The organism is uncultured Sphingomonas sp. (genome assembly GCF_946477935.1).
In the GTDB taxonomy this organism is placed as follows: Bacteria; Pseudomonadota; Alphaproteobacteria; order Sphingomonadales; family Sphingomonadaceae; genus Sphingomonas.
Genome location: NZ_CAMLAC010000182.1, coordinates 1 through 7268 on the forward strand (window position 1 = coordinate 1; position 7268 = coordinate 7268).

Genomic DNA, 7268 nt, shown 5'->3' on the forward strand with positions numbered 1-7268 from the left:
GTTCAAGGCGGCGCTGCCGGGCGTGCGCGCGGTGGTGGTGGAGACGCGCATGCCCTCGCGCAGCGCCGCGGTGCTGACCGCGAGCACGCCGGTGGCATCGGCACCCCGCACCCTGACCGCCGAGAGCCCGCGACCGGCGCCGACGCTGTTCGAGGCGCCCGCCCCGGCGGCGGCCGCACCCGCGCCGGTTCCGGCCGCACCGGCGCCGGCAGTGACGATCACCACCGACCGGCCGCCGCTGGACCCGCGCCTGACTTTCGACCGGTTCGTGGTCGACGGATCGAATCGGGTGGCGTTCAACGCCGCACTGGCCCTGGCCGAGCCGGGCGTGCCGCGGTTCAGCCCGCTGTTCCTTCACGGCGGCACGGGCCAGGGCAAGACCCACCTGATGCATGCGGTCGGCCACGCCTTCCAGGCGAACGAGCCGGGTGCGGCGGTGCTGTGCATGTCGGCCGAGCGGTTCATGTTCGAATTCGTCGCATCGATGCGGGCGCGCGACACCTTCGCGTTCAAGCAGCGGCTGCGTTCGGCCGATCTGCTGCTGATCGACGATCTGCAGTTCATCGCAGGCAAGGATGCGACGCAGGAGGAGTTCTTCCACACGGTCAACGAGATCGTCGGGGCGGGCAAGCGGCTGGTGATTTCTGCGGATCGCTCGCCCCAGTCGCTGGACGGGGTGGAACCACGCATCCTGAGCCGATTGGGCGCAGGGCTTGTCGCCGACATCAAGGCGCCTGATCTGGTACTGCGCCGCACGATCCTGGAGCGCAAGGTGCGCGATCTGCCGGCCCACACGATCCCGGCGGACGTACTGGATCTGCTCGCCTCTCGCATCCACGCCAATATCCGCGAGCTGGAAGGCGCGCTGAACCGCGTCGTGGCCTATGCGCAACTGACCGGTGACACGATCGACCTGGAGTTCGCGACCGCGACACTGGGCGACATGCTGCGCCACACCCAGCGCCGCATCACCATCGACGAGATCCAGAAGCTGGTCAGTGCCCATTTCGAGCTGAAGCCGCTCGACCTGGTATCGGCGCGTCGCAGCCGCGCGATCGCCCGCCCGCGCCAGATCGCCATGTATCTTGCCAAGCGACTGACGACGCGCTCGCTGCCCGAGATCGGGCGCAAGTTCGGCGGGCGCGACCATTCGACCGTGATCCACGCGGTCAAGAAGATCGAGCAGTTGCGCGACACCGACCGGGATATCGACAATGCCGTGCGCGTGCTGATGCGCGAGTTGGAAGGCTGAGAAGTCGGCCGATAAGGGCCGAAATGGTCTTAATCCCTTCGGTCTGATTGACGCCGGGCATGCTGCGGCGCATGGCCGGCACGGGAAAGCGCGTGGTCCGCAGAACGCACGCCATCCCCCTTCGACCATGATGCATGGTGGCGAGTCCCGCAGATTGCCGGCACGCAAGACACCATGGCCGATCGTCCGCAACAGGAGATCGTCATGAAAGCCATCGCTTCATGGGCGCTGATCGGCAGCGCCTTGTTCGCCGGTCCCGCCAGCGCGCAGCAGGCGCATACGGGCAATCCGGCCGTACGCCATGGACCGGACATCGTGGTGCAAGGCGCGCCACCCACGCTGGAGCACTGGACGAGGGGTATATCCCGCACGTTGGACGACGCCTTGGAATATCCGTCGTTGACGCCGGGCTGGAGTCCTGCCGAGGGGATCGTATCCGTCCGCTTCCTGTGCAGCGAAGCGGGCACGCCGGCTGCCGTTCGGATCTTCAAGACATCGGGAGATCGGCAACTGGACCGTGCGGCGGTGCGCGCGGTGCAGCGGATCAAGTCGATGCACCCGTTGCCCAACGGGTTGAAGCCGACGCAGATCTATGAGGCCAACGTCCTGTTCAGCCTATCGCCGCAGCATCACGACCGCATGATCGCCAAGCTGCGGCAAGAGGCCGAGAAGCGCAATGCATGGTTCCAGCCGGATGACGTGATCGCCTTCGGAACCGGCTTTCGGACGCCGCTTCGCACATCCGCGAAATCCGGCGCCTGAAGGCGCGCGGCCACCTGTCTCTGCGGGCGGGTGGCCGTGTTGCGCACATCAGATCTGCAGGCCGACGGCATCCTGCGCAGCACGCAGCGTAGGCGCGGCGAGCGAGCGGGCCTTTTCAGCCCCGGCTTCAAGCGCCTGAGCGACGGCGGCGCGATCGTTGAGGAGGGCGACCATCCGGTCGCGGATGGGGCCGAGCGCGGCGATGGCGACATCGGCGAGGACCGGCTTGAACTGACCGAAGCCCTTGCCCTGATGTTCGGTCAGCACGTCGGCAGGCGTCGTGCCGGCAAGCGCGGCGTAGATCGTCACCAGGTTGCGCGCTTCAGGACGATCGGCCAGTTCGGCCATGGTGGCGGGCAATTCGGCCGGATCGGTCTTGGCCTTGCGCAGCTTCTGCGCGATCGCATCGTCGCTGTCGGTCAGGTGGATGCGGCTGGCCTCCGATGGATCCGACTTGGACATCTTGGCCGAACCGTCGCGCAACGACATGATGCGCGGCGCCGCCTTGCTGACCAGCGGTTCGGGCAGCACGAACACGTCCGAGCCGAAATCCGTGTTGAACTTGGTGGCGATGTCGCGCGCGAGTTCGAGATGCTGCTTCTGATCCTCGCCCACCGGCACATGGGTGGTGCGATAGACAAGCACGTCGGCGGCCATCAGGACGGGATAGGCATAGAGGCCGATGCTGGCGCCCTCCCGGTTCTTGCCCGCCTTGTCCTTGAACTGCGTCATCCGGTTCAGCCAGCCGATGCGCGCGGTGCCGTTCAGAATCCAGGTCAGCTCGCTATGCGCGGGCACACGCGCCTGGTTGAACAGGATCGAGCGGGCGGGGTCGATACCGGACGCCAGCAACGCGGCGGCCATCTCGATGGTGTTGTTCGCCAGCTCCTTCGGATCGATCGCGACGGTCAGCGCGTGAAGATCGGCGAGGAAGAACAGGCAGTCATCGCCCTCCGCCATCGAATCCTGCATCGCCACCCACTGCTTGATCGCGCCCAGATAATTGCCGAGGTGGAGATTGCCGGTGGGCTGGATGCCGGAGACGACGCGCATGACTTACCTTCTGATGAGCTTTTTCAGTTCCGCGATCCGGAACGCGCCGGTGGCGAAGCTGGCCGCGGCATAGACGAGGATGCCGGTGCCGACCAGTATGATGAGCGCGCCCCAGCGCTGAAGGCTGGATCCGGTGACATAGGGCTGGAACAGGTCGTTCAGGAACCACATCGCCGCGCCCATCAGGAGCGCCGCGGCGATGAGGCGGGGGGTGCGGCGGCGGAGCTGCGGGTCGGCGACGAACTGGCCGCGGTGGGCGAGCGTGCGATAGAGCAGCGCGACGTTGACCGTGCTTGCGATGGCGGTGGCGAGGGGCGGGCCCATGTGCCCGAGCGGGCGGATGAGGGCGAGATTGAGGCCCAGGTTCACCAGCATCGACCAGGTGGCATAGCGCACCGGCGTTTTCGTGTCCGATCGGGCATAATAGCCCGGCGTCAGCACCTTTACGAGAATGTAGGACGGCAGGCCGATCGAGAAGGCGGCGAGCGCCTGGGCGGTATAAAGCGTATCCGTGGCGTCGAACTTGCCATGCTGGAACAGCGCAGCGGCAATCGGGGTGCCACAGACGATCAGCGCGACGGTGGCGGGCAGCGTCAGCAGCAGCGCCAGCTCCATGCCGCGATTCTGCGTATCCATCGCCTCCGCCTCACGGCCGGCACCGAGCAGGCGGGATATGGTGGGGAGCAGCACGGTGCCGAGCCCGATGCCGATCAGGCCGAGCGGCAACTGGTTCAGCCGATCCGCCGCATAGATATAGGAGACCGAACCCGCGGGCAGCAGCGAGGCGGCGAGTGCGGTGGAGACGACAAGGTTGATCTGCACCGCGCCGGCGCCCGCCGCGGCAGGCCAGATAAGCGCCAGCAGCCGCTTCACCTCGGGATTGAAAGTGGGGCGCTTCAGGCGCAGTCGCACGCCCGCACTGCGGCAGGCCCACCACAGCCAGGCAAGCTGGACCGCGCCAGACACGGACACGGCGATCGCCTGGTTGCGCGCCGTGACCAGCGGGTCGTCAGCATGGAAGAGGATCAGCGCGGCGATCAGCGTGGCGTTGAGCAGGATCGGCGCTGCCGCATTCACCCAGAAGCGGTGCAGCGAGTTCAGGATGCCGCCGAGCAGCGAGACGAGGCTGATGAACAGCAGATAGGGGAAGGTCAGCCGGTTGAGCAGCACGATATAATCGAACTGTGCCGTAGAGCCGCCGGGATAGCCGAAGGTCTGCACCCAGGTGACGGGCCAGGCGGCGATCATGACGATCGCGGTGAAGACGATCAGGATCGGCAGGAGGACGGACAGCGCATCCTCGGCAAAGGTCAGGCCCCGGGCCAGTCCGCCGCCCGGCTCCGCCTCACCCTCTGCCACCTTGCGGTTGAACATGGGGATGAAGGCGGCGGAGAAGGCGCCTTCCGCGAACAGGGCGCGGAACATGTTGGGCAGGCGAAACGCGATCTGGAACGCATCGGAGGCGAAGTTCGCACCCACGAAGCGGAAGAACAGCGAATCGCGCACGAGCCCCAGCACCCGGCTGGCGAGCGTCAGCCCGCCAACCGAGCCCAGCGCCTTGGCAAGATTCATCTAGGGAATCAGGCGTGACCGGTTTCGGGCGTGTTCGGCTGCGCGGTGCCGGCATTGGCCTCCGCCTGCTGCATGTAGAGCTGCGCGAAGTCGATCGGCTCGAGGAGCAGCGGCGGGAAGCCGCCGTCACGCACCGCATCGGCCAGCACGCGGCGGGCGAACGGGAAGAGCAGGCGCGGCGCCTCGCCCAGCATGAAGGGCTGGATCTGGTCGGCGGGCACGTTGCGGAAGCCGAACAGGCCGGCATAGCTGAGATCGACGATGAAGGCGGTCTTGCCCTCGGCCTCGGCACGAACCTCGATCTTCAGGACCAGCTCGTGCACTTCCTCGCCCACCTGCTGCGCGCCGATGTTGAACTGCACGTCGATGCCGGGCGCGGCCTGGTTCTGGTAGATCGCCGGCGCATTCGGGTTCTCGAACGACAGATCCTTGACGTATTGCGAGATCATGCCGGCGGCAGGGGCGGTGTCCGCAGCGTCGCCGGCGGTCATGTCGAAGCCCTGCGGGGTGCCCAAATCGTCCATCGTCAATGTCCCATCATCAAGGAGGTGCAGGACCGATCGCACGCGTCATGCGTTCGGCCCGAATGGCCGAGCGGTTAGCAGTGGCCTGAAGTCGTTTCAACGTTGCTTCGCTGCGGCGCGGGTTCGAATCGGTGCGGGTTTGAATTTGCGGCCATTGAACCTATGTTGAGGCGGTTATCGAAAGGCTCGCAAGCGTTGTTCTACGTCGTTCTTCTCGCGATGGTCGCCCTTTTCCTGGCCCTGCGGCTCTACAGTGTGCTGGGCAAGCGGACGGGGCATGAGCAGCAGCCGCTGGCACGCGGCGCCGATGACCGCGGCGTGCCGGTGACGGTCGCGCGGCCGGTCGAGGTCAGCCTGGAGAAGCGGGAAATGCCGAACCGCAACATCGAGGGGCGGGCCGAGCAGGGCGTGCGCGCGGTGATCGCGGCGGAGCCGGGTTTCGACGTGGCGCAGTTCCTGAACGGGGCGCAGAGCGCATACCGGATGACGCTGGAGTCCTTCTGGAAAGGCGACGAGGAGACGCTGGCGACGCTGGCCGAGCCCGATGTGCAGGCGGTGTTCGCCGAGGCGATCGCGGCGCGGCGCGAATCGGGCGAAACGCTGGACAACCGGCTGGTTTCGATCGAGCGGGCGGTGATCACCGATGCGCAGGTGCAGGGTCGCGAGGCCCGGATCACGGTGCGCTTCGATGCGGACATCGCCGCGGTGACGCGCGATGCGAACGGGCAGGTGGTCGCGGGGTCGCTGACCGATGCGGTCGAGACGCATGACGTCTGGACCTTCGCGCGGACGCTGAAGAGCAGCGATCCGAACTGGAAGCTTGCCGATACCGACGAAGCGTGAGCGCGTTTCGGTTTGCCGCGACGGCGGCGCTCGCTCTGGCGCTTTCCGCTTGTGCGGGGCGCATCGTGCCACCCACCAGCCCGGCCGCGCCGGGTGAGCGGCCGACTGCGACCCGCCCGAACGTAGCCCGGCCATCGACGGGCAAGGCTCCTGACATCCGCGAACCCGGACGCGTACCGAACGGGCTGGCGCGGATTGTGCCGGCGACGCCGCTACTGGCGGCACCGTCGCTGCCCAATCCCGCCGCCACGACCGCGGCAACCGCCGGGGTGCTCCCGGGGCCTGCCATCGCAACCCTGCCGATCACCGATGCGCAGGCCGATTCGGCGCGTGCGGCCTTTGCCCTGTCATGCCCGGGGCTGATGCGGCGGACCGATACGTCCGGGCTGACCCGGGGGGCGGACTGGGGTCCGGCCTGTGCCGCTGCGCGAAGCGGCGGGCGGGCGCGGGATTTCTTCGCGCGCTACTTCGAGACGGTGCAGGTGGGGGACGGCAAGGCCTTTGCCACGGGCTATTATGAGCCCGAGATCCTCGGCTCGCGCGAGCGGCGGTCGGATTATGAGGTGCCGATCTATGCCCGGCCGCGCGACCTGATCGATGTCGATCTCGGCCAGTTTTCCGAGAACCTGAAGGGGCGCAAGATCCGCGGCAAGGTCGCGGGCACGAACTTCGTACCCTTCGACGACCGCACCGCGATCGAGCAGGGGTCTTTGGAGGGGCGCGCGCCGATCCTTGCCTGGGGCAAGGATGCGGTTGAGGTGTTCTTCCTCCAGATCCAGGGATCCGGGCGGCTGCGCCTGCCGGATGGGTCGATCATGCGGATCGGCTATGACACGCAGAACGGGCGGGATTATACCGGGATCGGGAGCCTGATGCGGCAGCGGGGGCTGTTGCAGCCGGGGCAGGCGTCGATGCAGGGGATCGTGCAGTGGTTGCACGAGCATCCGGAGGAAGGGCGAGCGCTGATGCGCGAGAACAAGAGTTTCGTGTTCTTCCGCGAGCTGGACGGGCCGCCGCAGGGCGCGATGGGTTATGCCGTCACCGGGCAGGTGAGTGCCGCTGCGGATCCCAAATATGTGCCGCTGGGTGCGCCGGTATTCCTGTCGATGGATCGGCAGGACGTGACTGGTTTGTGGGTGGCGCAGGATACCGGCGGCGCCATCAAGGGATCGAACCGGTTCGATACGTTCTGGGGTGCGGGCGAGACGGCGCGCAGCGTGGCGGGCGGCATGTCGGGGCGGGGCACGGCGTTCCTGCTGCTC

The 7268-nt window shown here is 67.2% G+C and carries 7 protein-coding genes; 4 read left to right on the top strand and 3 right to left on the bottom strand.

Going from position 1 to position 7268, the window contains the following annotated elements:
- Both dnaA and Q0U08_RS15545 read left to right on the top strand, forming a co-directional pair.
- A partial coding sequence (dnaA, locus tag Q0U08_RS15540; protein WP_298092435.1) for a chromosomal replication initiator protein DnaA occupies nt 1-1252 on the top strand: 1252 nt, incomplete at its 5' end.
- A 204-nt stretch (nt 1253-1456) separates the two neighbouring features.
- Nucleotides 1457-2014: an energy transducer TonB gene (locus tag Q0U08_RS15545; RefSeq protein ID WP_298092436.1), complete on the top strand. Its 558-nt coding sequence runs from the start codon at nt 1457-1459 to the stop codon at nt 2012-2014.
- 48 nt (nt 2015-2062) lie between these two features.
- On the opposite strand, the gene trpS is transcribed toward Q0U08_RS15545, so the two are convergent.
- The 3 genes from trpS to secB are packed head-to-tail and all read right to left on the bottom strand — an operon-like array spanning nt 2063 to nt 5163.
- Nucleotides 2063-3067, bottom strand: coding sequence for a tryptophan--tRNA ligase (trpS, locus tag Q0U08_RS15550; RefSeq protein WP_298092438.1), 1005 nt, complete (start codon nt 3065-3067; stop codon nt 2063-2065).
- 3 nt (nt 3068-3070) lie between these two features.
- Nucleotides 3071-4639 carry a murein biosynthesis integral membrane protein MurJ gene (murJ, locus tag Q0U08_RS15555; RefSeq protein WP_298092439.1) on the bottom strand — a complete coding sequence of 523 codons (1569 nt, stop codon included), beginning with the start codon at nt 4637-4639 and terminating at the stop codon, nt 3071-3073.
- Nucleotides 4640-4647: 8 nt separating this feature from the next.
- The gene (secB, locus tag Q0U08_RS15560) at nt 4648-5163 is read right to left on the bottom strand and encodes a protein-export chaperone SecB (protein WP_112380959.1); all 516 of its coding nucleotides are present in this window, start codon (nt 5161-5163) and stop codon (nt 4648-4650) included.
- A 195-nt stretch (nt 5164-5358) separates the two neighbouring features.
- Here secB and Q0U08_RS15565 point away from each other — a divergent pair, with 195 nt between their 5' ends.
- Both Q0U08_RS15565 and Q0U08_RS15570 read left to right on the top strand, forming a co-directional pair.
- Entirely contained in the window at nt 5359-6006 is a 648-nt protein-coding gene (locus Q0U08_RS15565; protein ID WP_298092440.1) for a Tim44/TimA family putative adaptor protein, read from the top strand.
- On the top strand, nt 6003-7268 hold a 1266-nt coding region (locus Q0U08_RS15570; RefSeq protein WP_298092441.1), incomplete at its 3' end, for a murein transglycosylase A. The genes Q0U08_RS15565 and Q0U08_RS15570, both read left to right, overlap by 4 nt.